This window comes from Bradyrhizobium sp. 199 (assembly GCF_023073355.1).
GTDB lineage: Bacteria > Pseudomonadota > Alphaproteobacteria > Rhizobiales > Xanthobacteraceae > Bradyrhizobium.
Map to the genome: position 1 here is coordinate 2209548 of NZ_JADPJI010000005.1, position 24400 is coordinate 2233947.

Sequence of the window (24400 nt, forward strand, 5' to 3'; positions counted from 1 at the left end):
GCTAGCGCCTTACGAACTTGTGGAAGCGGCTCAGCTCGCCGTCCTTGGTCCGGTCCTGATGAAGGAACGCAATTCCAGCCTCGTCGAACTTCTCGAAGAACTCGTCCCAGCCGATGCGGTCGAGCCCGTCATCCGGCGGATCGAAATCGATACGCAAGATGCCCGCATGACCATCCTCTTCTGTTGCCTTGACCGTCGCCGGCTTGCCGCCCCGCACTTCGGCCCATTTCCGGATGACGTCATGATCGGTTGTCGTTTGACCGCCGCTGTTCTGTGTTGTGGACGCCATCTTGCACCTCTCTTGCTGGCGCGACCGCGCGATGAGCTCGCGATCGCTCGGACCGTCGGCCGACAAACGCGCTCCCCATGAATTTGTTCTTCGGACGCAAAGCGCACTCGTGCGGCCAGCATCATCTTCTTCATCTTCATCTTGAAGGTTCTTCGTTCCCTGCAAAGGGTTCGGATTCTATCACATGTTAAGCTCGTCGTATTTTGTAGGCCCAAATTCCTGGCGGCGCGAGGCTCGCATCTTCCCATCAGGAACCAACATACCTTCCGCACGTTCGCCGACGTACTTACACCGACGCCGCGTGTTTCCGGGAGGGTTTCATTCCATGCATTCTCGTCTTCAAGACAGGCGCCGCGTGCGCGTCGGACTCGTCGGCGTCGGTAACTGCGCGAGCTCCCTCGTCCAGGGCCTCACCTACTATCGGAACGCCAAGTCGAATGAGCCGGTCCCGGGATTGATGAACGCGGATCTCGGCGGTTACCATATCAGCGATATCCAGATCGCGTCCGCCTTCGACGTCAACGCCAGCAAGGTCGGGCGCGACGTCGCCGACGCGATCTTCGCGACGCCCAACAACACACACCGCTTCTCCGACGTCGCGCCGACCGGCGTGATCGTGCAGCGCGGGCCTGTCATGGACGGCATCGGCCATTATCTGACTGAAGACGTACCAATTGCACAAGTGCCGGAGGCCGACGTCTCCGAGGCGCTGGCCACGTCACGCACGGACGTTCTGGTGTCCTATCTGCCGGTGGGTTCACAACGCGCCAGCGAGTGGTATGCGGCGCGTGCCCTCGAAGCCGGCTGCGGTTACGTCAACTGTATCCCCGTCTTCATCGCCTCCGATCCGGTGTGGCGCCGACGCTTCGAGGAGGCCGGCCTGCCGATCATCGGCGACGACATCAAGAGCCAGGTCGGCGCCACAATCCTGCACCGCGTGCTCGCCAACCTCTTCCGCGACCGCGGCGTGCGGCTGGACCGGACCTACCAGCTCAACGTCGGCGGCAACACCGATTTCAAGAACATGCTGGAGCGAGAGCGGCTGGCCTCGAAGAAGATATCGAAGACGCAGGCCGTCACCAGCCAGTTCGATGTCCCAATCGATCCCGACAACATCCATGTCGGACCGAGCGACCATGTGCCTTGGCTCACCGATCGCAAGCTGGCCTTCATCCGCCTGGAAGGTACGACTTTCGGCGGCGTTCCCCTCAGCGCAGAGGTCAAGCTCGAGGTCTGGGACTCCCCGAACTCCGCAGGCGTCGTGATCGATGCCGTGCGCTGCGCCAAGCTGGCCATGGACCGCGGTCAGGGCGGCGCATTGACCGGCCCGTCAAGCTATTTCATGAAGTCGCCGCCGCAGCAGTTCACTGACGAGGAAGCTAGCCGGCGGACGCGCGCGTTCATTGACGACAAGGCTCATGCGTGATGGCGCGGATCATTCATCTCGTCCGTCATGGTCATCATGCTCTGCTCGGCCGGATGTTGTGCGGCCGGATGAAGGGTGTGGAGCTCGACGAACTCGGCAATAACGAGATCGCGCGCTGCGCCGAGACTATCACGCCGTCACCGACGTTGATTCAGTCGAGCCCGCAGCGGCGCTGCATGCAGTCGGCTTGCATCCTAGCCGCCTATTTCCAACTGCCGGTCGAAATCGTACCTGCTTTGGACGAGCTCGATTATGGAGAGTGGACGGGACGGTCCTTCGAGGACCTCGGTGGTGATCCGCGATGGTCGCGCTGGAATAGACGACGTAGCACCAGCCGTCCGCCCGGAGGCGAGAGCATGCGAGCGCTTCAAAAGCGGGTCGTCGGTCATCTGGAGCAATTGCGTAGCGACAGGGATGGCGAGACCGTCATCGCGGTCAGTCACGCCGAGCCGATCCGCGCGGCCCTCCTACACTATTCGCGCAGGCAGCTCGACGACTTTCTCTCCATTGAGATCGATCCTGCAAGCATCAGCACTCTAAGTGCGGATCATCGTGGGGTGCAGGTCAGAGGGATCAACCAGCGGGTGCCGGCGTGAAGATTGTCATTTTTGGACTGACAATCTCCTCCTCTTGGGGCAACGGCCACGCGACGCTGTGGCGCGGCTTGTGCAAGCATCTTGCGCGGTCCGGCCACCATGTCGTCTTCTTCGAGCGGGATGTTCCATATTATGCCGGGGCCCGCGACCTGCATGAACTGCCGGGCGGTGAGCTCCGGCTATTCTCGAGCTGGGAAGATGTCCGTCCGAACGCCAGTGATGCCGTTCGCAATGCCGACGTCGCCATCGTGACGTCCTATTGTCCCGATGGCCTGGCAGCTACCGATTTGATCCTCTCCGCCGGGCGTGCGGTACCCGTGTTCTACGATCTGGACACGCCGGTCACGCTGGCAAAACTCATCGCCGGCGAAACCGTCGCTTATATCGGGCCGCGCGGCCTGCAGGATTTCGCCCTTGTCCTGAGCTTCACCGGCGGACCTCGCATCGCCAGCGAATTCCGCGGCAGACTGGGGGCGCGTGACGTTCGTCCCCTCTACGGCCATGTGGACAGCGATGTTCATCGGCCGGTCCCGCCGCGCCCGCATTATCGCGCGGATCTGTCCTACCTCGGCACGTACTCCGAGGATCGCCAACACACGCTCGAAAAGCTTTTCGTCGCGCCTGCACAGGCACGCCAGGATCTTCGCTTTCTGATCGCCGGTGCGCAATATCCGGACAACTTCCCGTGGTCGCCGAATGTCTATTTCGTGCGGCACTTGCCTCCGCCGGAACACGCCCCGTTCTTTGCATCGTCCCGCCTGACGCTCAATGTCACCCGGCGCGCGATGGCCGAGATGGGCTGGTGTCCCTCGGGCCGCTTGTTCGAGGCAGCCGCCTGCGGCGTACCGCTCCTCAGCGATCATTGGCCGGGAATCGAGGATTTCTTTCAGCCAGGTGAAGAGATCCTCATTGCACGTGACGAGCACGATACGATCGCAGCCCTGAACGCCGACGACGCAGAACTGCGGCACATGGCTGAACGCGCTCGCGAACGCGTCCTGGAACTACACACATCGAGCAAGCGCGCTGACGAACTCATATCTCTGCTCGAGCAGGCTGCAGCACGCGGCGCGCGTCGGCAGCAACCCGAGGAGGCCTGATCATGTGGGGCATCGTTCCGGCCGCGGGCCGCGGCAGCCGCATCCAACCGCTCGCCTTCTCCAAGGAGTTGCTGCCTGTCGGCAGCCGGCACCACGACGGCACGGACCGCCCCTGCGCCGTCTCGGAATATCTTCTGGAACGCCTGATCTTGGGCGGCGCCGACAAGATCTGCTTCGTGATCTCGCCAGGCAAGTCGGACATCCTCGAATATTTCGGCGATCACTATGGCAGCGCCCGGCTCGCCTACGTCGTGCAGCCCGATGCGTCGGGACTGTGCGACGCCGTGTTCAGGGCAAGCACGGTGGTTGGCGAGCACGAGGATGTGATGGTCGGCCTGCCCGACACCGTGTGGTTTCCCAAATCCGCCTTGCAGACCTTGCCGGATGCGGACCTCTCGTTCCTGTTGTTTCCGGTCGAGCACCCTGAATTCTTCGATGCCGTCGTGCTCGACGAAGACCGCGTTGTCGAAATTCAGGTGAAGCAACCGAACGCGGCATCACGCTGGATCTGGGGTGCCTTCAGGATGTCCGCGCGCGGCTTTGGCGAACTCCAGGCGCTCTGGAATGCGCGCGAGCGCCGCGACGAGTATTTCGGAACCTTGGTCAACGCCTATCTCGCAGCAGGTGGCCGCGGCATCGGAGTCAAAGCCGGCGAGTCCTACGTCGATGTCGGTACCATCGGTGGCTACCGCACGGCGATGGCCCTCCTTGCCGACAGTGCGACCGACGGGCGGGCAAGGCTGCGGGCGGCGGGCGCATCGCCGGACGGTGCTCGTCCGGCCACCATGAGCAATGGAGCGATTGCATGACCACAGGCGCCCTCTCCCGCGAGGAAATCCGCCAGCGCGTCGATGCGCTTGGACCCTGGTTTCACAATCTGGACCTGAAAGGCGTGCCTACGGCGCCATCGCATTTCCTCGGCGATTATCCCAACGTGAAATGGCAGCGCTTCTCCGGCATCATTCCGGATCGTCTCGAAGGCAAGAGTGTGCTCGATATCGGCTGCAATGCCGGTTTCTACGCCATGGAAATGAAACGTCGCGGCGCCGAACGTGTATTGGGCCTGGACACGGACGATGAGTATCTGGCACAGGCCCGCTTCGCCGCGGAGGTAAACGGGCTCAAAGTCGAATTCCGCAAGATGTCGGCTTATGATGTCGGGCAACTCCGCGAGAAATTCGATCTCGTGATCTTCATGGGGGTGCTCTACCATTTGCGTCACCCGCTGCTCGCGCTGGACCTCATCCACGAGCACGTGGCGGGTGACCTCCTCTTGTTCCAATCGATGCAACGGGGAGACAGTCGCATCGATACGGTCGAAACCAATTACGATTTCTGGACCACGGATCAGTTCGATTCCGCCGGGTACCCGAAACTGCACTTCATCGAGCACAAATATGCCGATGATCCGACCAATTGGTGGGTGCCAAACCGCGCCTGCGTCGAGGCCATGCTGCGCAGCGCAGGCTTTGCCATCACGGCGCATCCGGAGGAGGAAGTCTATCTGTGCAGGCGGACGACCCGGCCGCAAGCCGACGGCCCCGTCTATCCGGCACGGGGGGACGCCCGATGATCGAAGCTGCCAAGATCTGGAACGAGCCGAACAACAAGTCGCATTGGGACATCCTGATCGATCCGGACTGGGCGATGTTCGCGAACCTGGCAATTGCCGCCGGAAGATCGATCCGCAGCGCGCATCCGACCCTGCCCCGCGTACTCGGCGGCATCTCGCCGATCGATCCCGCCTTCATGCGCAACATGCAGGCGCGCGGCGTGCTCGATCACGTCGACGCGGTTGCCGTGCATGGCTTTCCGCTCGACTGGAATCTGTGGCAGATCGGGGAATGGCCGGCCAAGATCGAGGAGATCAAAGCGGTCACCTCACTGCCCGTCTGGGTCACCGAGGTCGGCGTCTCGTCCTTCGGCGCCGAGGAGGTGCAGGCTTGGGGCCTCAGCCGCACCGCCGAGCTCCTGACTGGCCGCGCAGCGCGTATTCATTGGTACAGCCTCTATGATCTGCCCTCAAGCTGGGAAGCCACCACCCGGCACAAGGAGGCGGAGGGTTCCTCGTACTACCGCCATTTCCACATGGGTCTGCTTCGGGAAGACGGCACACCGAAAGCTTCAGCCGACCTGTTCGGCCAATATGCACCGGCCATGGGCTTGTGCCAGTGGTTCCACTTCGAGGATCATCGACTTGATGATGCCGTGCGCTGGATGCGCCGTCTCGGCGTGACGCATTTGCGGACCGGACTGTCCTGGGCCGACAGCTTTCGTCCCAATGCGCTCGACTGGTTCGACCGCCAGATGGATGCGCTCGCCGAGTTTCAGGTCACGGTGACCTTCTGCTTCACGCCGGAACACCGCGGTCTCGAACCTCACCATACCAGCCCACCGACCGATGCGAACGAGTTCGCGGACTTCTGCGCCCTGATGGTCGAGCGCTACTGCGCCAAGACCGGGGTCGCGTCTTCGGTGGCAAGCTCGCAGCCGGTCACCAAAGAGGCGACATGCGTGCCCTGATCCTGGTGATGGACTCGGTCGGGATCGGCGCCGCGCCCGACGCCAATCGCTACGGCGATGAAGGCGCCGATACGGTTGGACACATCGCCGAGGCCTGTGCAGCGGGCAAGGCGGACAATCCGCAGCGCGGGGGACCGTTGCGGCTTCCCAATCTGGTAGCACTGGGCCTCGGTGCGGCCTGCCGTCTCGCCACGGGTCGCATACCACCTGGGCTGGACGCCCCGGTCGAGCATCCTCACTACGGCTGCGCCAGCGAGATCTCAAAGGGCAAGGACACGCCCTCAGGTCACTGGGAGATTGCCGGCGTGCCGGTCCCCTTCGACTGGGGTTATTTCCCAAAGTCCGTGCCGTGCTTCCCACCCGATCTGGTCGAGCGCCTGTGCGCAGAGGCTGCCCTTCCCGGCATCCTGGGGAACTGCCACGCTTCAGGAACCGCGATCATCGCGGAATTCGGCGAGCGCCACATGCGGAGCGGCGAGCCGATCTGCTACACCTCCGCCGACAGCGTGTTCCAGATCGCCGCCCATGAAGAGACGTTCGGGCTGGACCGTCTTTACGATGTCTGCACGATTGCGCGACGGCTCGTCGATCCCCTCAACATTGGACGGGTCATCGCGCGGCCGTTCGTTGGTATGTCGGCGTGCGATTTCAAGCGAACTGCGCGTCGGCGCGACTTTTCCGTACCGCCACCGGAGCGGACGATCCTCGATCTTGCCGAGGCGGCGGGCCGCGATGTGGTTACGATCGGAAAGATCGACGACATCTTCGCCCATCGCGGCACGGGACGGAACAAGCGCGGAGATGGCAACGAAGCGCTGTTCGACGCCACGCTCGCAGGACTGGCAGGCCTTGCGGATAACGGACTGCTGTTCGCGAACTTCATCGACTTCGACACGCTCTACGGACACCGCCGCGACGTGGCCGGTTATGCAGCGGCGCTGGAAGCATTCGACGCGCGCCTTCCGGATCTGCTGAAATGCCTGCGAAACGAGGATCTCCTGATCATCACCGCCGACCATGGCTGTGACCCGACCTGGAGCGGATCCGATCACACGCGCGAACAGGTTCCTATCCTGGCCCGCGGCGTTGGATCGAGGTCGCCAATCGGACGGCGCACCAGCTTTGCCGACATCGGCGCGACCGTTGCAAGGCACCTTGGTCTCGAAACACCGCTTCACGGCGCAAGCTTCTAGCCTCCAACAATCCGGCGATTCACTTTTGCTATTGATCCAGGTTAGAGATATTTTCGTTTGTACGTTTCGGAGGAACCAACATTCCTTGCACCGCTTCTAACTCCCAGACGTGACTGGCGCGTGCGGTCGCCCGACCAAGCAGAAGCGCGCTTCAACTCTCATCATCGATCGATCCCGAAAGGATCGGTCCCATGACAGCAGGGAGCGATGAATGACGCGGGTGTTGATTACTGGAGGCGCGGGATTCATCGGCTCGCACGCGGCCGACGCGCTGCTTGCGGCGGGTTATGACGTACGGCTTCTCGACAATCTCTGTCCGCAGGTTCACGGCGGCAATCGTCAGCGCCCCGGCTATCTTGCCGACGAGGCAGAGCTCGTCGTCGGCGATGTCACGGATGCTTTTGCGGTCGAGCAGGCCCTGCGCGGCACCGACATGGTTCTGCACCTCGCTTCGGCGGTGGGCGTAGGCCAGAGCATGTACGATATCGAACCTTATGTTCGCACCAACGAACTCGGTACCGCGGTGCTGTTGCAGGCATTATCCAAGCGTCCCGTCGAACGGCTGGTGGTCGCATCGTCCATGAGCATCTATGGCGAGGGTCTCTATCGCGGTGCGGACGCAAGCGTTATCGCCTGCGATGAACGGCCGATCGAGCAGCTGCGGAACGGAGAGTGGGAATTGCGGGACACCGCAGGCAATCCGCTCGATCCCGTGCCCACCCCGGAGACGAAGCAGCCGTCCCTGAGTTCGATTTACGCGCTGAATAAATATGCGCAGGAGCGGATGTGCCTGATCACGGGCAAGGCGTACGGGATTTCCACGGTGGGCCTACGCTTCTTCAACGTGTTCGGCCCGCGTCAGGCTCTCTCCAATCCCTACACCGGAGTGCTCGCCATCTTTGCGGCGCGGCTGCTCAACGGCCGGCCGCCGCTGGTCTTCGAAGACGGCCTGCAGCGACGCGATTTCGTCCATGTCCACGACGTCGCCCGTGCCTGCCGCCTTGCCCTCGAAGCCGACCACACCCAGGACGTCTTCAATGTCGGCTCCGGCAAGAGCCGCACGATCCTGTCCGTCGCAGAGGATCTCGCCGACGTGATGGGCCGCCGCGACATCGCGCCCGAGATCACGCGGAAATACCGGGCCGGCGATATCCGCCACTGCTTCGCCGACATCGGCAAATCGCGCGATCTGCTCGGCTTTGAGCCGCACGTCGCTTTCAAGGACGGTCTTGAAGAACTCGCGGAGTACCTGGCCGACCAGATCGCCGACGATCAGGCGGAACGGGCCACCGGGGAGCTGCTGCAACGAGGATTGGTTGCGTGATGAGTGAGCGAGACAACAGGCCTGTGCTGATTACCGGCGGCTGCGGCTTCATCGGCTGCAACCTCGCCGATCGTCTTGCGGCGCGCGGCGACCGCGTCCTTGTATTGGATAATCTCGCTCGCGCCGGGGTGCGCGAGAACGCCCAATGGCTGAAGTCCCGGCACGGCGAGCGCGTGACGATCACGATCGCCGATATCCGCGAGCCGATTCCGGTGATCGACGCCGTGCGGGAGGCCCGCGCCGTGCTGCACCTTGCAGCCCAAGTGGCCGTCACAGACAGCATGGCCGACCCGGCTGGCGATTTCGAGATCAATGCACGTGGCACGCTGAACGTGCTTGAAGCGGTCCGCCTGCACAATAGCACGGCGCCGGTCATCTTCGCCTCCACCAACAAGGTCTATGGTCGGCTGATCGATGACAACGAGATCACCCTGACCGGCCGCCGCTACACGCCGAACAGTAGCCTGTTGGCCGACGGCATTTCCGAGAATGCGGCGCTTGATTTCTACAGCCCGTACGGCTGCTCGAAGGGCACGGCAGATCAATACGTCCATGACTACGCCAGGGTGTTCGGGCTGCAGACTGTCGTCCTGCGGATGAGCTGCATCTACGGGCCGCGTCAATTCGGGACCGAGGACCAGGGCTGGATCGCGCATTTCCTGCTCAGCGCCATCCGCGGCAATCCCCTGACAATCTACGGTGACGGTCACCAGGTTCGGGACGCGCTCCACGTGGCAGACGCCGCAAACGCTTGGCTTGCGGCGCTCGACCACATCGCGATGGTCCGCGGGCGCGTGTTCAATCTCGGCGGCGGCCCGGCCAACGCGATCAGCCTTTTGGAGTTGATCGACCGCATCACCGACCTGACCGGCCGCAAGCTCGCATATCGCTTTGCAGATTGGCGGCCGGGCGATCAGCCCTGGTACGTCACCGACACGCGGGCGCTGTCCACCGCGATCGGCTGGGCGCCTCAGCTGTCCATCGGCGACGGTTTGCGCTCGCTTCACGGCTGGCTCAACAGTCGCTTCGGTTCACAAGGCAATTGCGAGGCGCTGGCATGACGCGAGTCGCCCTTATCAATCCGAACTGGGATTTTGCCGGCAGCATCTATTTCGGATGCCGGTCCCCTCACCTTCCGCTCGAGCTCGGGATCTCCGAGCATTATCTGAAGGCCGCCGGGCACAAGACGCTGTTGCTCGATGCGCATATGTTCGACCTCTCACCTCGCGATATAGAGGTCGAGTTGCAGGCGTTCGGGCCGGATCAGATCGTCATCACGACTGCCCCGACCTACCTGTTCTGGCGCTGCGCACCCCCGGAGCTGCGCGTGCCGCAGCAACTCGTGCGCGCCGTGCGCAACCTTGCGCCCATCCTGATCGCGGTAGGGCCGCATGGCTCGACCACGCCCCGTGCGGCCTTGAAGAAGCTCGGCGTCGACATCGTCGTGATGGGCGAGGGTGAAGCGTCCGTGCTGCGTCTTGCCAATGGTGAACGCGATTTTCCGGGCCTGTGCTTCGCCGACGGTACTTCGTCGCGGGTCAATGGCGGTCCGCAGGCGGCGAGTTTCACGGATCAGCCCGCGCTCGACTGGCCCGCCGAGATGATCCGGCGCCATCACCACCATCATCATCGTTTCGAGGCCGAGCCGGTCGCTCCCGGGGCCGAGGTCGAGGCCTCGCGCGGCTGTCCTTACAACTGCACGTTCTGCGCCAAGGAGAACTTCCGCAATGCTTATCGCAAGCGGCCGGCGGGCGTCATTCTCGAAGAGATCGATGGCTTGCGAAGTCAAGGCATCGAGTATCTTTACTTCATCGACGAGATCTTCCTTCCCAACGTTGAGTTGCTTCAAGGGCTGACCACTCGCGGCATCAAGTTCGGCGTGCAGACTCGCATCGACCTCTGGAAGCCGGACATGCTCGCCATGCTTGGCCGCGCCGGTTGCGTTTCGATCGAAGCGGGCATCGAGAGCCTGACCGTCGAAGGCCGCGCGGCGCTCGCAAAAAACTGCAAGATGAGCACGGATCAGCTCGCCGATCGCCTGGTCGAGGCTCGGCGCCACGTCCCCTTCGTGCAGGCCAATTTGATCGAGGTGCCCGAAGACGACGACCCGGTCGTACAACGCTGGCGCCGCACAATGCAGAATGCCGGCATCTGGGCGAACGATCCGGTACCTCTGTATCCCTATCCGGGCTCGCCGGATTACCGGAAGCTCTGGGGCGAGCCCGACGACTTCGCCTGGGAGCGCGCGCACCAACACTATCTCACCATGTTCAACCAGTTCAGTGACGTGCAGAACGACCGCCCGGTTCCGCTCGATGCCCTCGAACTCCAGGGGGCTTCATGAGTCGAAGCACACAGATCAGAATTTTGATGACCACGGACACGGTCGGAGGCGTGTGGACCTATTCCTGCGCCCTCGCGTCCAGCCTCGCGGACTCCGGCGCTGACGTTTGTCTGTTGACGCTTGGTCCCCGCGCACGCGCCGATCAGCATGCGATGCTCCGCAATCCCAGGGTGCGTCTGATCGAGACGGACCTCGCGCTCGAATGGCAAGACCCGGAAGGACGGAACATCGCCGACGCGAAGCGCGTCCTTGCCGAGTTCGAATCCAGGTTCGAGCCTGATGTGATCCACCTCAACAGCTTTCGCGAGGCGAGCTTCGCCTGGCGAGCTCCCACAGTCCTGGTCGCGCATTCCTGTGTGAATTCCTGGGCGCTGGCCTGCCGAGATACGACATGGCTCACCGAGCTCCGATGGCGCCGCTACACCGAGCACGTCAAGACGGCGCTCGACGCTGCGACTGCATGGGTGTGTCCAAGTCGCGCTTTCCACGATGATATCGCCTCCATCTACTGTCCTCAATCGCGCGGCACGGTGATCTGGAATGGGATTGCGCCTGGCCAGCCCACGGGTCGAAAGCAGGAACTGATTATGGCGGCCGGACGATTGTGGGACCGCGCCAAGAACATTGAGACCCTCGCTGCGGCCGCGCCCGGATTGAGCTGGCCGGTTGAGGCCGCCGGCCCCACCGATCCACGCCTCTCCACGGATGTCTCCCGGCTTGGGGAGTTGTCGCACGATGCCATGGCCGCGCGGCTTCGGCACGCGGCCGTCTTCGTCAGTCCGGCGCTCTACGAACCATTCGGCCTTTCGGTTCTGGAAGCGGCTGCGGAAGGCTGCGCGCTCGTCCTGTCGGACATCCCGAGCTTCCGCGAGTTGTGGAGCGGAGCCGCCCTGTTCTTCGATCCGACCGACAGCGAGGCGCTTCATCGGGCACTTGCAACCCTTTGCGCCGACGAAGCCCAGCGAGCGCGCCTGCAACGCTCCGCCTATGAGCATTCCCTGACTTATTCGCTCACGCGAATGACGAACGCTTATCTCCGGCTCTATCAAAGTCTTGTCGCATCTCACCACTTCGCCGCCCCGGCCGGCCCGCTGGAGGTGCGCGCATGAAATGCGTTCTATTCTATCACGCATTCACCTCGTGCTGGAATAACGGCAACGCGCATTTCCTGCGCGGCTATGCGCGGGAACTGCTTGCGCTCGGCCACGACGTTGTCGTGTACGAACCGATCGACGGCTGGAGCCGGCTTAATGCGATCCGCGAGGGCGGCAATCATGCGATGGAGGACATCCCCGCGCTCTTCCCCGGCATCAACATCCGCGGCTACGATGCCAGTCTCGATCTTGACGACGCGCTCGACGGCGCGGATCTCGTCATCGTTCACGAATGGAATTCGCCTGCTCTGATCGCTCGAATCGGACGCAAGCGAGCCCACGGCGCCGCATTCACGCTCCTATTCCACGACACTCACCATCGTGCAGTCAGCGCCCCCGAAGAACTCGCGCAATTCGATCTCGACGGATTTGACGGCGTCCTCGCCTTCGGCGAGGTCCTTCGGGAGATCTATCTGAAGCTCGGCTGGGCTAACCGTGCTTTCACCTGGCATGAGGGCGCTGATATCGCTCTGTATCACCCGCTGCCGCAGATCGAGCGTACCGACGACATGGTCTGGATCGGGAATTGGGGCGATGGCGAACGCAGCGCTGAGCTCAATGAATTCCTGATCGGGCCGGCCGCGGAGTTGAAGCTTCGCGCGAGCGTCTTCGGCGTGCGCTATTCGAGTGACGCGCTCGATACGATCCGCCATGCAGGTGTGCGCCATGGTGGCTGGCTGCCGGCACATTGGGCTCCGGTTGCGTTCGCGGGCGCGCGCGCAACAGTCCATGTGCCGCGGGGACCTTATGTGCGCCTCCTTCCGGGAATTCCAACCATCCGCGTGTTCGAAGCATTGGCCTGCGGTATCCCTCTGGTCTCGGCGCCCTGGTCAGATGCCGAATCTCTATTTCCAGAGGGTGCCTATCTGAGCGTCGGCGATGGGGCACAGATGAAGCGCGCGCTCCGTGCCGTTCTCGACGACCGGGAGTTGGCGTCCGCGATGGTCGAGACAGGCCTGAAGACGATCAGAGAACGCCATACCTGCCGTCATCGCGCCGAGCAGCTCGTCAACATCGTGGCGGGCATCCGCAATTCCAGTCGCACGTCAGAGCCACAGCCGTCCATCGGAGCCGTCGCATGAAGATCTGCTTCTTCGGATCCAGCCTCGTGTCGTCGTACTGGAATGGCGCCGCCACCTATTACCGTGGCATGCTGAAGGAGATTGCGGCGCTCGGTCATGACATTACCTTCTTCGAACCTGACGCCTTCGAACGCCAGGCTCACCGGGACATCGCCGATCCGGACTGGGCCCGGGTGGTCGTCTATCCCGCAACCGTGGACGGCTGGCGCGGCTCGCTCGATGTCGCGGCACAATCGGCCGACATGCTGATCAAGGCCAGCGGCGTCGGCGTCTTCGATCAGGAATTGGAGAGCGCGATCGCCGAACTGCCGTCGCGCGCCATGCGGATCTATTGGGACGTCGACGCCCCCGCTACACTCGAAGCGATGGAAAGCGATGCGCAGCATCATCTGCGTCGCGCAATCCCCTCTTATGACATGGTCCTGACCTATGGCGGAGGCGATGGCGTTGTGTCCACCTACCGCCGCATGGGCGCCAAGGACTGCGTTCCCATCTACAACGCACTTGACCCTGCGACTCATTTTCCCGCGGCGCCAGATCGACGCTTTGTCTGTGACCTCAGCCTGCTGGCGAACCGGCTGCCCGATCGCGAGCAGCGCGTGGAGCGTTTCTTTCTCGATGTTGCACGTCAAGTGCCCGACAAGACGTTCGTGCTGGGCGGCTCCGGCTGGGAGAGCAAGGACACGTCAGCCAATCTTCGCAAGGTCGGCCATGTCGGGACCGGCGACCACAACGCTTTCTTCGGCTCAGCGCTTGCCACGTTGAATGTCAACCGTGACAGCATGGCGCGCTACGGTTTCTCACCGCCGACGCGCGTGTTCGAGGCGGTAGGCGCCGGCGCGTGCCTGATCACCGATCAATGGGAAGGAATCGATCATTTTCTCGAACCGGGTCGCGAAGTCCTTGTCGCCGCAAACGGCAATGAGGTCGCAGAGCATCTCGCCGCGCTGAATCCCGATCGTGCACAGGCGATCGCGCGTCGCGCCCGCGCGCGTATCCTCAGCCAGCACACCTATCGGCAACGCGCACGCCAGTTCAATGATCTCTTTGTCGCCAGCAGCTCGCGGATCGAGGCAGCAGAATGAAGCTTTCCATCGTCGTCATCGGTCTTTCGGTCACTTCGTCCTGGGGCAACGGCCACGCTACGACGTACCGCGCCCTGATCGAAGCGCTGGCGCGACGTGGGCACCATGTCACGTTCCTCGAACGTGATGTTCCCTGGTATCGGAACCACCGCGATCTGACCAAGCCAGCGGCCTGGACAGTGGAGCTCTACCAATCCTTGCAAGACATTCCGCTCCGATTCGGCAAGCTGATTCGGGACGCCGATTTGGTAATCATCGGCTCCTACGTCCCCGACGGCATCGCGATCGCTGAATGGGCGACGACCCATGCCCGTGGAATCACCGCGTTCTACGACATCGACACGCCGGTTACGCTGGCGAAACTCGATCACGGAACCGACTATCTCTCCGCCGCGATGATCCCGCGCTTCGACCTCTATCTGTCTTTCGCCGGCGGGCCCGTGCCCGGCATGATCGAGGAGAATTACGGAAGCCCTCTGGCATGCGTCCTTTATTGCAGTGCGGACACCGGCATCTACACGCCCCTTCATGCCGACCCCAAGTGGACGCTGGGATATCTCGGGACCTATAGCGAAGACAGGCAGCCCATTCTTGGCGACCTGCTGCTTGCCCCCGCCCGCGAGCTGCCGTCCGAGCAATTCGTCGTCGCAGGCGCGCAATACCCTGATCATGTCACCTGGCCCGCCAACGTCGCGCGCATCGAACATCTCGCGCCAAAGCAGCATCCGACCTTCTATTCGGAGCAGCGCTTCACCCTGAACGCCACCCGCGCCGACATGAAGGCGCTGGGGTACTCGCCGAGCGTTCGGCTGTTCGAAGCGGCCGCATGTGGCACGCCGATCATCTCGGACCGCTGGCCCGGCCTCGAGACGATCTTCGAGCCTTCGCGGGAAATCCTGCTGGCGTCGGATCCGCGCGAAGTCGTCGAAATCCTGCGCGACATGCCCGACGAGCAGCGGCGCACGATCGCAAACAACGCGCGGCGGCGGGTTCTTGCCGAGCACACCTCGGACCACCGCGCTCGTCAACTGGAGAGCTATTACGCGGAGGCATCCGCACGGCGCCGACGCAAAACCGCAAGGTTTCCCGCCGCACGCCCGATGCAGGTTGCCGAACTCTGAAAGGCCTATCACGATGACGCTTCAGTCCCGCATTCAAGCCTCCCGCCGCTCACCCACCATCATCGTCGCCGGAGGCGCCGGCTTCATCGGATCGCATCTTTGCGATGCGCTTCTGCAACGCGGCAGCACTGTGATCTGCCTGGACAATTTGTTCACGGGATCGATCGACAACATCCGGCCGTTGCTCAATCACCCGAACTTCCGCTTCGTCGAGCACGACGTGCGCGATCCCATCGAGATCGAGGAGGGCATTGACCGCATCTACAGCCTGGCTTGCCCGGCCTCACCCCGGCACTACCAAAAGGATCCGATCGGCACGATGAAGACTTGCGTGATCGGCACCATGAACATTCTCGATCTGGCGCGCAGTAAAGGTGCCCGGGTCCTTCAGGCGTCCACAAGCGAAGTGTATGGCGATCCCGAGATCCACCCGCAGCCCGAATCCTACCTCGGCAACGTCAATCCGATCGGGCCGCGGGCCTGCTACGACGAGGGCAAACGTGCTGCGGAGACGCTGATGTTCGACTATCACCGTACTCACGGCGTCGAGATCAAGGTCGCGCGCATCTTCAATACTTACGGCCCGCGGATGCTCGAGAATGACGGACGGGTTGTGTCCAATTTCATTGTGCAGGCCCTGCGCGGCGAACCCATCACGATCTACGGCGCCGGGACACAGACCAGGAGCTTCTGCTTCGTCGACGACCTCGTTCGCGGGCTCCAGCTCTTGATGGAGAGCTCGCCCTCGATCACGGGGCCTTGCAATCTTGGCAATCCGCACGAGGTCACAATCGAGGCGATTGCGCGCGAGGTGCTGACCTACACGGAATCCAACTCCCCGCTCCGCTTCGAGAGCTTGCCTAAGGACGACCCGAAGCGCCGCAAGCCCGTCATCGACACAGCAGCACGGGCACTGGGCTGGCGGCCCCGCGTGGCGCTGAAGGACGGCCTTCAAGCGACGATCGCCTATTTCGCCCTCCGCATTGCGGGCGAGACGCCGGCGCTCGTTCCGGCCGCCACGCCGCGCAGGACGGCCCGTCAGGCGCCCAGCCGATTGACGATTGCCGATCAGCCATGATGCAGCCAGAACCGGACGCCCAGACCCGACTCGCCGACAAACGCGCCGGATTATCTCTCGAGAACATCAACGCGAGGCCGATCCGGTATGCCCCCCCTTGGCTTCTCTCATGTCGCGGACCTTGAAGGCAATTAACGTAAGCGCAAGCGCCGCTCCGACGACGTTTGCAAGAACGATGACCCAGTCCCGCTTCAACAGTCCATAGGCTATCCAAAGAATGAGCCCGCTCGCGAGGGCGACCAGCATCTTCAAGGAGAGGTCATCGGTCGAGCCGGGCGAGCGCGCTTTGCGCACTTGCGGCAGGTAAGACAGAGATGTCAAACCGGCGGCGAGAACTCCCATGGCCTGAATGGCAGTTTCCACGTCCGTCAGGCCTCCCGATAAAGTCGGACGACGATGTCGTTTGGAAATAGCACGTTCGCTGCGCCTGCTCGTGATCGCCACAGCTCGATTCCGCCGAGAGTTGCTGGCATCGGCAGCTCGCCGTCGGCAAAGCTCGCCACAATCTGCAGGGTCTCGCCCTTAGCCGTCCGCCAGCGGACCTCGAGACCGCCACTCTGAATCGTCGCGCGCTCGGCTGAAACAAATCCCTGCTTGATCAGCGGAATGAGCTGCTCCCGCCGGATTCTCAGCAGCTCGGCCGTCAGCGCCCGAAACTCGAGACTTTCGGATGCGCAGTCGATCCTCGCCCAGTCCAGCTTGGACGCCAGGAATGTTCGTTCGTCGCAAGGATCCGGAATCCGGGCGCGCATCTCCGGCGTCGAGAACGCCTCGAAATGTGCGAACTCCCTGCGCCGGCCCTCGCGCGTCAGATCCGCGGCCTCGCCGGACCAGTCCGCAAAGAACAGAAATGGAGTGTCGGCGGCTGCCTCCTCTCCCATGAAAAGCATCGGGACGTGAGGATTGAGCAGAACGAGCGCAAGAGCCTGCTTGAGCTTTTCGGGACTGATCAGCACCGATAGCCGCTCCCCTAGCGCGCGATTGCCGATCTGATCGTGGTTCTGGGCGAAAAAGATGGTGGCCTCCGGCGGCAGGTGTGCACTGGGCTCTCCGCGTGGAGCATCGTGCAGCGGAAAGACCTCGCCCTGATAGGCAAAGCCCTCGGTCAGGGAACGCGCGAGATGATCGAGCGGCTCGTCCGCGAAGGCGCGGTAATATCCCTCGTTCTCCCCCGTTAGCAGGACGTGGAGCGCATTGTGGAAATCGTCGCCCCACTGCGCGTCGTAGTGCAGGACCCGGCCCTGCGAGCGATCGAGAAGGTGCGCCTGATTGGCCTCGTTCTCCAGCATCAGATGTACGCGCCTGCCTGCCAGTTGGCTGCGCACGGTCTCTGCAAGCTCGATGAGAAAATGACGGTCGGAATCGTCCTTCAAGGCATGCACTGCGTCGAGACGAAGTCCATCGAAGCCGTAGTCCCGCAGCCACATGAGCGCGTTTTCGATCAGGAACTCGCGCACAAACGCGCCATCACGACCTTCGAGGTTGACAGCAGGGCCCCAACCCGTGGCATGGCGCTTGGTGAAGAAGTTCTCGGCATAGCTGTGCAGATAGTTCAGCTGCGGCCCGAAATGGTTATAGACGACGTCGAGGTAGACCATGATGTCGAGGGCATGCGCGGCGCGCAGCAACCGTTTGAGATCCTCCGGCCGCCCGTAGCGCGCATTCGGGGCGTTCAGCAGCACGCCATCGTAACCCCAATTGTGCCGACCCGGGACGTCGTTGAGCGGCATCAGCTCAATGGCGGTGATGCCGAGGTCCCGCAGATAGGGCAACCTTTTCTCGACCCCGGCATAGGTACCCTCCTCGCTGAAGGCACCGACATGCAGCTCGTAGATGACGGCTTCCGGCCACGGGCGGCCCGGGTATAAAATCGGATCCCGCAACAGTGCCGTGTCGATCACCTCACTGGGCTGACCAACATCGTCCGGCTGGAAACGGGAGGCTGGATCGGGAACGGTCAGGTCGCCGTCGATCCGGAACTGGTAGCGCGTCCCGGCACGCGCCGTCGGACTGAGCAACTGATACCAACCGTCATTGTCGCGTGGCATGGAGCGTGGCGGCTGGCCGACTTCGAGCAATTCGACCGAGCGGGCGCTTGGCGCCCAGAGATTGAAGGAGACACCATGGTCGATGATTTGAGGGCCATGGCGCCGCATTTGTTCGGCTATTCCCAGAGTTTGATTCAACCTGCTCGCCTTTCGCCTGCATGCCCGGAGCCTTGAATTCTTCGCGAGGCTCGATTTCACATTCGCCTAGGCATGCTCAGCACGGGAAAGCTGAGCTGCACGCATTCGTTCCTCAAAGATGGCATGGACTGCACGCCCAAGGAGCTGGGTGCAGTTTTGGACCCGAAGCCGAAAATTTCCCTTCACTGGCAGAAACTGGGAACCTTTGTTGCGGCGCAGAATTCACGACCTGCGGCGAGATCACCGCATCCGAGTTCGGTTGCGGTCTTGAATTGCTCCTGCGACAACAAGCCGGCATCCCGAATGGGATCGACGAGAGGTGGGACCCACGGACGTGCTCGGCGCTTCTCCAGCTATTCGGAGCCGGTGACTGGGCGGAACGCGCATTGAACGCCGATGATGTCCGGGATCAATTCGGCCTGGCGGCTTTCCGAGGCCCGCTGTTCGCGTTGGTGGCCGCCTTGTTCATCGCAAGAGCGTCGACCTGGTCGTCGACAGCGCTGAAGCGATTGAGAAATATGCGCGCGTATTCACGCATTCAGCAGGCTGGTTCTGGAACAGATCGACCGGCCGGGCGGTTGCTCCGACAGACAGGAGCAATTCCCATGCAACGCGCGAAACGGCCACCGATCCGCAACAAGCTGGACCTGACCGATCGGGTTCAGGTGCGTCTTGTCAAGAAGCGGCTGCATCTTTCCGGCGCCGCGTTGACCGCGATTGTTGGTCGCATCGGCAACTCCATTGCGGCAATCAACAAGGAAGCCGCGCAGCAAAGGGTCCGCGCGCTGACGCCGGCCGATGCGCCTGCTGCCGCGGTAGTCGCTTCCTCGGCCGCCACGGAGCAAGCTGTTCTTGAGGCAGGGACAATCCCGCCGACGTCCTGACGGACTCAATTCCTGGGGGAAGACATGGATCGGCCAGTCCATTCAGACGAAGCCCTGACGAGGGCGGTATCAAGCCTACGCCGGTCCCGGATCAGTGAGGGCAGACCGTTTCCGCTCGGTGCCACCTGGGACGGGCTCGGTGTGAATTTCGCGCTGTTTTCGGCACACGCCACCAAAGTCGAGCTCTGCCTGTTTGACGATAGCGGCGAGACCGAACTGGAACGGATCGAACTCCCGGAATACACAGACGAAGTCTGGCACGGCTATTTGCCCTCTGCGCGTCCCGGGACCGTCTACGGCTACCGCGTCCATGGCCCCTACGAACCCGATGCCGGGCACCGCTTCAATCCCAACAAGCTCGTGCTTGATCCCTATGCCCGGCAGCTGATCGGCCAGCTGCGCTGGGGCCCCGAGCTGTTCGGCTATGTCCTCGACCATGCTGACAAGGATCTGTCCTATGACGAACGCGACAGCGCGCCTTTGATGCAGAAGTGCGCGGTCATCGATCCCGCCTTCACCTGGGGCGCAGCGCGCAAGCCGGAAGTGCCGTGGGAACGGACCATCGTCTACGAAATGCACGTCAAAGGTTTTACCCAGCTCCATCCGCTCGTCCCTGAAGCAGACCGCGGCACGTTCTCCGGGCTGGCGCACTTCGAAATTCCCGCCTATCTGCGCTCGCTCGGCATCACCAGCGCCGAGCTGTTGCCGATCCACGCCTTCGTCGACGACAGCTACCTGGTCGAGAAAGGCCTGCGCAACTATTGGGGCTACAATTCCATCGCCTTCTTCGCACCTGAGCCGCGCTACCTCAAGACGCCCTTCGCGACCGAATTCAAAGCGATGGTCAACCAGTTTCATGCTCATGGCATCGAGGTCATCCTCGACGTCGTCTATAATCACACCGCGGAAGGAAACGAGCTCGGCCCGACTCTGTCGTTCAAGGGCATCGACAACGCCAGCTACTACCGCCTGCTGCCGGACAAGAAACGCTACTACATCAACGATACCGGCACCGGCAACACGGTGAACCTCTCACATCAGCGCGTGCTGCAGCTGGTTGCCGATTCCCTGCGCTATTGGGCCACCGAGATGCGGGTCGATGGCTTCCGCTTCGACCTCGCAACCATCCTGGCGCGGGAGCCCTACGGCTTCGACGAAGGCGGCGGCTTCCTCGATGCGTGCCGCCAGGATCCCGTCCTCTCCACCGTGAAGCTGATCGCCGAGCCCTGGGACATCGGGCCGGGCGGCTATCAAGTCGGCCAGTTTCCGCCGGGATGGGCAGAGTGGAACGACAAGTTCAGGGACACCGCGCGTGCCTTCTGGAAAGGCGATCCGGGCACGATCGCCGACTTTGCCAAGCGTATTTCCGGGTCGGGTGATCTCTTCAACAAACGCGGCCGCCGGCCCTGGGCCAGCGTCAACTTCGTCACAGCGCATGACGGCTTCAATCTGAACGATCTCGTCTCGTACAACGACAAGCACAACGAGGCGAACGGCGAGGACAATCGCGACGGTCACAGCAACAACCATTCCTGGAACTGCGGCGCAGAGGGGCCGACCGACGACCCCGAGATCACGCTGCTGCGTGAACGCCAAAAGCGAAATCTGCTCGCGACGATGCTGCTCTCGCATGGCACGCCGATGCTGCTCGCCGGGGACGAATTCGGGCATTCGCAAAACGGCAACAACAATGCCTATGCGCAGGACAACGAGACCACCTGGCTCGACTGGATGGGCATCACGGCCAATGGCCGCAGCCTTCGCGAGTTCACGCGCAAGCTGATCGCCACACGCAAAGCCTTCCCCATTCTGTACCGTAGCCGCTTCCTGGTCGGCTCGCACAACGAAGAGCTCGACGTCAAGGACGTGACCTGGCTGTCTCCATCCGGCGAGGAGATGACGACGGAGCAGTGGCAGGACCCCAACGCCAAATGCTTCGGGATGCTGCTCGATGGGCGAGCGCAAGAGACCGGGATCCGGCGCCGCGGCTCGGATGCCACCATGCTTCTGGTCTACAACGCGCACCACGACGTCGTGAACTTCACGTTGCCCGCCGTCGCCGACGGGCTGAGTTGGCTGGGCCTGATCGACACCAACCAGCCGGACGCACGGATGGCCGAGTTCGAGTTCGGCCACGCTTATGCCGTGACCGGGCGATCGCTGCTGGTATTCGGGCTTGCCAACGACAATATCGCCACGCGCCGCTTACGCCAGGGTCTTGGCGCGCTGCTGGATATCGCTGACACACCTCTGCCCGGCTAAAGCATGATCCGGAAAAGTGCGCAGCGGTTTCCGAAAGATGATGCTCAAACAACAAGCTAAAGCGCAATGACGATTCATCCAAATCGCATCGCGCCCGAGGCGGACGCTCAGCGGTCCACCTCGCCGAACACGATATCCAGGGACCCCAGGATTGCGGAGACGTCCGCGAGCAAATGTCCCTTGCAGAGGAAATCCATCGCCTGCAGATGGGCAAATCCGGGAGACCTGATCTTGCACTTGTAGGCCTTGTTGGTCCCGTCCGAGACCAGGAACACGCCGAACTCCCCCTTGGGTGCTTCAACAGCGACGTAGATTTCGCCGGCCGGAACGTGAAAGCCTTCCGTGTACAGCTTGAAATGGTGGATGAGTGCCTCCATCGACCGCTTCATCTCACCACGCCTGGGCGGCGCGACCTTGTTGTCCTGCACGAGCACCGGACCTCTTCCGTCCGGGGACTTCAACTTCTCGATGCACTGTTTCATGATGCGGACGGACTGCCTCATCTCTTCCATGCGAATGAGATAGCGGTCATAGCAGTCGCCGTTCCTGCCGATCGGGATATCAAACTCCATTTCGGCATAGCAGTCGTAAGGCTGCGCCTTCCGCAGGTCCCAGGCCGCTCCCGAACCGCGCACCATCACGCCGGAAAAGCCCCAGGCCCAGGCCTGCTCGAGGGTTACCCTGCCGATATCCACGTTGCGCGCCTTGAAGATCCGGTTGAGCGAGAGCAACCGGTCGAGATCGTCGACGACGCGCAGGAACGGATCGCACCAGGCCTCGATGTCGTCGATCAGCTTCGGCGGAAGGTCCTGATGCACGCCGCCGGGCCGGAAATAGTTCGCGTGCATCCGGCTGCCCGACGCACGCTCGTAGAACACCATGAGCTTCTCGCGCTCTTCGAAGCCCCACAGCGGCGGGGTCAGCGCACCGACGTCCATGGCTTGCGTCGTGACGTTCAGGAGGTGAGACAGGATCCGGCTGATTTCGTGATAGAGCACCCTGATGAGCTGCCCGCGCCGCGGCACTTCAACGCCGATCAGTCTTTCGATCGCAAGACAGAAGGCATGCTCCTGTGTCAGGGGTGCGACGTAGTCGAGCCGATCGAAATATGGAATGGCCTGCAGATAGGTCTTGGCCTCGATCAGCTTCTCCGTGCCTCGATGCAGCAATCCGATATGGGGGTCGACTCGCGCGACGACTTCGCCGTCGAGCTCGAGCACGAGCCGCAGCACGCCATGGGCCGCCGGGTGCTGAGGACCGAAATTGATGGTAAAGTTTCTCAGGCTGGGAGACTGTTCGGGCATTCTGCTTCCGATCGAAACGTCGGAGCGACCAGTCTAGCCGTGATCCACTGCGGGCGGCTTCACACAGGTTAATCGCGCGCTTGAATCCTGGGCTTGGCGAGCCGGAGCCCGTTTGGAACGCAAGTCTCACTGGGCGCGTTCAATGTCGAAATTGGAGATTTCAATGAGACATCGTTTGCTGATAGTTGCCGCCGCCCTGTCGCTCGTGGCGAGCCTTGGCTGGTCGACCTCCGCACTTGCACAGGATCGCTATTGCCTCCAGGGCCGGAGTTGGGGCTATCCGGGCAATTGCCAGTTCGCCAGTTACGCTCAATGCATCGCGACGGCATCGGGCACGCACGCCTCTTGCGGCATCAATCCTCGATATGCCTATGCGCGCCGTCACAGGGGATATCGGTGATGCGCGCAACCTTTAGACTGACAACCGGAACCCGATTTGACTGATCGGACTGAGCCGAGCGGCATCGAGTCCGCAGAGCCCCAGCTCACTGCGGTCGTATTCTCCGGCGGCCTCGGGCTCGGAGCCTATCATGGCGGTGCGTTCGAAGCGCTCGCATCTCTCTCGCCGCAGATCGATTGGGTAACCGGTTCATCCGCCGGTGCGATCACGGCCGCCCTGATCGCGGGAAGCCCGAACGCCGATCGAGTCGCGGCTCTAAATAGCTACTGGCGGGGCGCGGCTGGCCCAGCCGTTCCGCCGAGTGCCGGCCGGCATCTGTTCGCCTGGCTGAGCTCGATCAATACGCGTTTGCTTGGCCACGCCGGCTTCTTCCATCCCCGTCTCCCGCTTCCGACACCTCATTTCGGTGGCCTGTACGATCTCGGCCCGACGCGCGAACGCCTTGGTCAGTTGATCGATTTCGACCGCCTGAACGAGGGCCATCCGCGTATCACGATCTGTGCGACCGACCTCGAAAGCGGCAATGCCGTGCTATTCGACTCCTCGTCGGAACGGATCGAAATGGATCACATCCTGGCCAGCTGCGGGTTCCTCCCTGAGTTCGCGCCAGTGCAGATTGCCGGCCGGTGGCTCGGCGATGGCGGGTTCTCCCTCAACGCGCCATTCGAACCGATCCTGGAATCCTCGCGCCCGCTTCGCCTCTACGTGATCGACCTCTACGCTCGCGACGGCAAGGTGCCCGACGGCATCGAAGCCGCAGCCGAGCGCAAGAACGACCTGACCTTCGGGAACCAGACCTTCCAGCGCCTGGGCCATGCTCTGGAAGCCCGCCAGCTTCGCGCCGAGCTGCAGGACCTTAGTCGCGACGACCTCGTCTATCTCCTGAGCTACCGCCCCGGCCGTGAGGAAGCCGGTCCCGAAAAATCTTTTGATCTTTCGGAGGCGGCCATGGCGCAGCGGTGGCGGGCGGGCATCCTGGACATGCAATATGCAGCGAGCCTCGCTCAGATCCGGAACGGGATCTGCACCGTGCGCAGGCGATAGCGTCA

General features: G+C 62.5%; 23 protein-coding genes and 1 pseudogene. 20 read left to right on the top strand and 4 right to left on the bottom strand.

Features of this window, described 5'->3' with window-relative positions:
• Position 1: 1 nt before the first annotated feature.
• The gene (locus IVB28_RS19280; protein ID WP_247528605.1) at positions 2-289 is read right to left on the bottom strand and encodes a hypothetical protein; all 288 of its coding nucleotides are present in this window, start codon (positions 287-289) and stop codon (positions 2-4) included.
• Between the two features lie 325 nt (positions 290-614).
• On the opposite strand from IVB28_RS19280, the gene IVB28_RS19285 reads away from it, so the two are divergent.
• The 15 genes from IVB28_RS19285 to IVB28_RS19355 all read left to right on the top strand — a co-directional run bounded on the left by IVB28_RS19285 (position 615) and on the right by IVB28_RS19355 (position 16315).
• Complete coding sequence (locus tag IVB28_RS19285) at positions 615-1715, top strand: inositol-3-phosphate synthase (protein ID WP_247528184.1); 1101 nt, start codon at positions 615-617, stop codon at positions 1713-1715.
• Positions 1715-2311 (top strand): histidine phosphatase family protein, encoded by a 597-nt coding sequence (locus tag IVB28_RS19290; protein ID WP_247528185.1) that lies wholly within the window; start codon positions 1715-1717, stop codon positions 2309-2311. The genes IVB28_RS19285 and IVB28_RS19290 overlap by 1 nt, the downstream gene beginning before the upstream one ends.
• Positions 2308-3411, top strand: coding sequence for a glycosyltransferase (locus IVB28_RS19295; protein WP_247528186.1), 1104 nt, complete (start codon positions 2308-2310; stop codon positions 3409-3411). Before IVB28_RS19290 ends, IVB28_RS19295 begins: the two co-directional genes overlap by 4 nt.
• Positions 3412-3413: 2 nt before the next feature.
• Positions 3414-4220 carry a nucleotidyltransferase family protein gene (locus IVB28_RS19300; protein WP_247528187.1) on the top strand — a complete coding sequence of 269 codons (807 nt, stop codon included), beginning with the start codon at positions 3414-3416 and terminating at the stop codon, positions 4218-4220.
• Positions 4217-4984, top strand: coding sequence for a TIGR04290 family methyltransferase (locus tag IVB28_RS19305; RefSeq protein WP_247528188.1), 768 nt, complete (start codon positions 4217-4219; stop codon positions 4982-4984). Before IVB28_RS19300 ends, IVB28_RS19305 begins: the two co-directional genes overlap by 4 nt.
• On the top strand, positions 4981-5934 hold the full coding sequence (locus IVB28_RS19310; protein ID WP_247528190.1) for a beta-xylosidase: 954 nt from the start codon (positions 4981-4983) through the stop codon (positions 5932-5934). The genes IVB28_RS19305 and IVB28_RS19310 overlap by 4 nt, the downstream gene beginning before the upstream one ends.
• Complete coding sequence (locus IVB28_RS19315) at positions 5922-7127, top strand: phosphopentomutase (RefSeq protein WP_247528192.1); 1206 nt, start codon at positions 5922-5924, stop codon at positions 7125-7127. The genes IVB28_RS19310 and IVB28_RS19315 overlap by 13 nt, the downstream gene beginning before the upstream one ends.
• Before the next feature lie 211 nt (positions 7128-7338).
• Complete coding sequence (locus IVB28_RS19320) at positions 7339-8451, top strand: NAD-dependent epimerase/dehydratase family protein (RefSeq protein WP_247528194.1); 1113 nt, start codon at positions 7339-7341, stop codon at positions 8449-8451.
• Entirely contained in the window at positions 8451-9512 is a 1062-nt protein-coding gene (locus IVB28_RS19325; RefSeq protein WP_247528196.1) for an NAD-dependent epimerase/dehydratase family protein, read from the top strand. Before IVB28_RS19320 ends, IVB28_RS19325 begins: the two co-directional genes overlap by 1 nt.
• Positions 9509-10795: a TIGR04295 family B12-binding domain-containing radical SAM protein gene (locus IVB28_RS19330; protein WP_247528197.1), complete on the top strand. Its 1287-nt coding sequence runs from the start codon at positions 9509-9511 to the stop codon at positions 10793-10795. The genes IVB28_RS19325 and IVB28_RS19330 overlap by 4 nt, the downstream gene beginning before the upstream one ends.
• Entirely contained in the window at positions 10792-11904 is a 1113-nt protein-coding gene (locus tag IVB28_RS19335; protein ID WP_247528198.1) for a glycosyltransferase family 4 protein, read from the top strand. The genes IVB28_RS19330 and IVB28_RS19335 overlap by 4 nt, the downstream gene beginning before the upstream one ends.
• Positions 11901-13031 (top strand): glycosyltransferase, encoded by a 1131-nt coding sequence (locus IVB28_RS19340; protein WP_247528200.1) that lies wholly within the window; start codon positions 11901-11903, stop codon positions 13029-13031. Before IVB28_RS19335 ends, IVB28_RS19340 begins: the two co-directional genes overlap by 4 nt.
• Positions 13028-14116: a glycosyltransferase gene (locus tag IVB28_RS19345; protein ID WP_247528202.1), complete on the top strand. Its 1089-nt coding sequence runs from the start codon at positions 13028-13030 to the stop codon at positions 14114-14116. The genes IVB28_RS19340 and IVB28_RS19345 overlap by 4 nt, the downstream gene beginning before the upstream one ends.
• Positions 14113-15237 (top strand): glycosyltransferase, encoded by a 1125-nt coding sequence (locus IVB28_RS19350; RefSeq protein WP_247528203.1) that lies wholly within the window; start codon positions 14113-14115, stop codon positions 15235-15237. The genes IVB28_RS19345 and IVB28_RS19350 overlap by 4 nt, the downstream gene beginning before the upstream one ends.
• A gap of 13 nt (positions 15238-15250) precedes the next feature.
• Positions 15251-16315: a UDP-glucuronic acid decarboxylase family protein gene (locus IVB28_RS19355; protein WP_247528204.1), complete on the top strand. Its 1065-nt coding sequence runs from the start codon at positions 15251-15253 to the stop codon at positions 16313-16315.
• A gap of 66 nt (positions 16316-16381) precedes the next feature.
• Here IVB28_RS19355 and IVB28_RS19360 read toward each other — a convergent pair whose 3' ends face one another.
• Together IVB28_RS19360 and treZ are read right to left on the bottom strand one after the other, a co-directional pair.
• On the bottom strand, positions 16382-16678 hold the full coding sequence (locus tag IVB28_RS19360) for a SemiSWEET family transporter (RefSeq protein ID WP_247528205.1): 297 nt from the start codon (positions 16676-16678) through the stop codon (positions 16382-16384).
• A 5-nt stretch (positions 16679-16683) separates the two neighbouring features.
• A complete protein-coding gene (gene treZ / locus IVB28_RS19365) occupies positions 16684-18561 on the bottom strand; it encodes a malto-oligosyltrehalose trehalohydrolase (RefSeq protein ID WP_247528206.1) in 1878 nt (625 codons plus the stop codon).
• A 176-nt stretch (positions 18562-18737) separates the two neighbouring features.
• Here treZ and IVB28_RS19370 point away from each other — a divergent pair.
• The 3 genes and pseudogenes from IVB28_RS19370 to glgX form a co-directional block, all read left to right on the top strand.
• Positions 18738-19003: pseudogene (locus IVB28_RS19370) on the top strand (starch synthase); the annotation flags it as partial.
• A 103-nt stretch (positions 19004-19106) separates the two neighbouring features.
• Entirely contained in the window at positions 19107-19385 is a 279-nt protein-coding gene (locus tag IVB28_RS19375; RefSeq protein WP_247528207.1) for a DUF3606 domain-containing protein, read from the top strand.
• A 24-nt stretch (positions 19386-19409) separates the two neighbouring features.
• Positions 19410-21647 carry a glycogen debranching protein GlgX gene (glgX, locus tag IVB28_RS19380; RefSeq protein ID WP_247528208.1) on the top strand — a complete coding sequence of 746 codons (2238 nt, stop codon included), beginning with the start codon at positions 19410-19412 and terminating at the stop codon, positions 21645-21647.
• A gap of 107 nt (positions 21648-21754) precedes the next feature.
• On the opposite strand, the gene IVB28_RS19385 is transcribed toward glgX, so the two are convergent.
• The gene (locus IVB28_RS19385) at positions 21755-22951 is read right to left on the bottom strand and encodes an NADH-quinone oxidoreductase subunit D (RefSeq protein WP_247528209.1); all 1197 of its coding nucleotides are present in this window, start codon (positions 22949-22951) and stop codon (positions 21755-21757) included.
• Between the two features lie 163 nt (positions 22952-23114).
• On the opposite strand from IVB28_RS19385, the gene IVB28_RS19390 reads away from it, so the two are divergent.
• Positions 23115-23351, top strand: a complete 237-nt coding sequence (locus IVB28_RS19390; protein ID WP_247528210.1) for a DUF3551 domain-containing protein — start codon at positions 23115-23117, stop codon at positions 23349-23351.
• A 36-nt stretch (positions 23352-23387) separates the two neighbouring features.
• On the top strand, positions 23388-24395 hold the full coding sequence (locus tag IVB28_RS19395; protein ID WP_247528211.1) for a patatin-like phospholipase family protein: 1008 nt from the start codon (positions 23388-23390) through the stop codon (positions 24393-24395).
• Positions 24396-24400: the final 5 nt, after the last annotated feature.